General features: G+C 40.9%; 2 protein-coding genes. Both read right to left on the bottom strand.

Annotated features, from left to right (window positions below; translation table 11 throughout):
* Window positions 1–69: 69 nt before the first annotated feature.
* Window positions 70–489, bottom strand: a complete 420-nt coding sequence (locus tag J7J01_10270; GenBank protein ID MCD6211242.1) for a hypothetical protein — start codon at window positions 487–489, stop codon at window positions 70–72.
* 45 nt (window positions 490–534) lie between these two features.
* Window positions 535–1,448 (bottom strand): DUF3267 domain-containing protein (locus tag J7J01_10265; protein MCD6211241.1); only part of this gene is annotated, 914 nt, incomplete at its 5' end.

The raw sequence follows: 1,448 nt of genomic DNA, 5'->3' as shown, positions 1-1,448 counted from the left end.
CCTATTGCTCCGACAACAAATAGACCAGTTCCCAATACCAGGAACAATTCGCCAATTTTTGCTTTCATATTATTTCTTCTTTCCCTCCCAATCTACATGAATCTCTACATCCACTTCTGTTTTTGGTATGGTCAGCTCTCTTAAATACTCGGTATCAAATTCTACACGCATTGCTCCCTTTGGAAGCAAATCTTTTCCTTCTATCACCGTTTTTCTGACTACTTTGTTGTGTGCAGTATCTGTAAAAATCACGTTTACCGTTACGTTCTTCGCCTCTTTATCGCCAGTGTTATAGACCGTCCCGTGTACTTTCACGCTCTCCATTCCCGTGAGGTTCTCTGCTGCTCCCTGGGTACAAACAACATGATACGCAATATTTACTCCGCTCTCTTTTTGGCAGACATGGATGAGAATGTAAACTCCTCCAAAAATGATTGCTGCTATCATTACGCCGATTACCAATGTTTTCACTTTTACTTTATTCTCCATTTTTATTCCTTTGATTTCCTTTTTATGGTCAAAGGTCCGATATCACTATCCCGTCATAACACGATTTCTCGGCTTACCTGCCATAATGATCGCGTAAACCAACCCTGCAAGCACGCTTATCGCTAATATTGGCAGGGGGTGTAAAGTGAGACCGAAACCTTCCTTTGAACCCTGAAATTCAAAAATCGTGTAAAGACTATTCATGGGTCCAATTGTAAAAGATTCTACTCCTAAAATAGCCAGAGCTATTGGTGCTGTACCCATTAGAATCCCCACTGCAAAAAAACAGAGTATGAATGCTTTGAAAAATCTTGAGCAAAATCCTGTTGTAGAGATATTCATGGGTTTATCCGTTTCTTTGCCATAAATTATCAGCCCAGTTTTTTGATCTTCCAGCAATACATGTTTCGGATATCTCAGTACGTTGCGTATCACCCATAAATCGCCCACTGCTCCGGAAGCATTTACTACAAACGGTATGAAGAGCCACTGCACAAGCGATGGTAAAGCAGCCATTAAACCGATACCAACCAGGGAGATCACTATCAGCGGCGCAATCGCGATCACTATGAACTGGTTGCGTAGAAAAGCAGTTTTTGTGGTGGCATAGAAATAGGGGAGGATGTACGCAATGCCAGCACCATAACGTGGCTTGCCACCATATTTTGACATAAATACGCCATGGATGAGTTCATGCAATATCATTGTACCAATGAAGAGTACTACTGAGATAAGAATTGTCCCGCTTGTGAAATCAAAGTTAAAGCCAGCTTTCCCCGTAAATAGTGTATATAGCCCAGTGAAAAAAAATCCAAACGCAAAAAGAGCTAAAGTCCCCATGCCAATTAGCGTAACTACAACTTCTTTTGACATTTCCAATTTGCCAAGTTCTTTGCGTCCAGCAAGGTTGAATGGTTGTTGTTTTATCAAAGTCATTATAAATTCTCCCTTCTTGTTTT

It is taken from the genome of Methanophagales archaeon (assembly GCA_021159465.1).
Lineage (GTDB): Archaea > Halobacteriota > Syntropharchaeia > Alkanophagales > Methanospirareceae > G60ANME1.
Note: the sequence above shows the minus strand (reverse complement) of the source record. Positions and strands in the feature narration are given on the sequence as shown.

Excerpts from the sequence above, each read along its gene's own strand:
- J7J01_10270 (MCD6211242.1), bottom strand. The coding sequence starts at position 489 with ATGGAGAATAAAGTAAAAGTGAAAACATTGGTAATCGGCGTAATGATA.